The sequence below is a fragment of the Oleiphilus sp. HI0066 genome, from assembly GCF_001635725.1.
The window spans coordinates 1-825 of record NZ_LWFH01001182.1; the positions used below are offsets into that span (position 1 = coordinate 1).

1 protein-coding gene is annotated in these 825 nt (G+C 44.5%); it reads right to left on the reverse strand.

Annotation, left to right across the window (positions count from 1 at the left end):
* The coding region (gene murJ / locus A3738_RS15935; RefSeq protein ID WP_156504295.1) for a murein biosynthesis integral membrane protein MurJ at positions 1 to 825 on the reverse strand (825 nt) is incomplete at its 5' end.

Below are 825 nucleotides of genomic sequence, written 5' to 3' on the forward strand. Positions count from 1 at the left end.
CTACACCTTTTGCTTAAGCATATTTTTCAAGTTTAAACCCAAGCAAAGCAAAACAATGAAGTAACTAAAGATTCCACAGATGACAAGCAAACCAATCGTCGAGATACGCTGCCAAACATCCCAAACCAACCATTCTTGAGTTGGTGAATTCAAATATGAAACCACTAACACCATAGCGACGACAGCACCCAGCAAACGTATTACAAATACAAACCAGCCATTACCTGACTTGTAAACGCCTTGTCGCTTCAAAACCACCAATAAACAAATTGCATTTAACCAAGCCGACATTGCAGTAGCCAGCGCAAGCCCTGCGTGCTGTAAAGGCCAGATAAGCGCGAGATTAAATACCATGTTGGCGATCATGGCATAGATGCCAATTTTGACCGGTGTACGCATATCCTTTCGCGCGAAAAAACCCGGCGCTAGGACTTTGACGAACATAAACGCCAACAAGCCTAAAGCATATGCTCGCAAACTGTGAGCAGACTGCAGCACATCAGTATCGTTCAAAGCTCCATAATGAAACAACACGGCGATTAATGGTTCTGCCAAAACGATTAAAGCAAGTGCTGCAGGCAAGCCAATTAAAAGAACCATTTTCAAAGCCCAATCGATAGTGGCTGAAAAAGCCTCTTCCGACTTTGCGGCATTATTTGCTGAAAGCGCCGGCAAAATCACCGTCGCAATCGCAATACCAAAGACTCCAAGCGGCAGCTCAACCAATCTATCCGAGTAATACAGCCAAGACACGCTTCCTGTTTGCAGCAAGGATGCGAGAATTGTATCGAGCAATAAATTAATCTGGCTCACCGAAACCCCAAA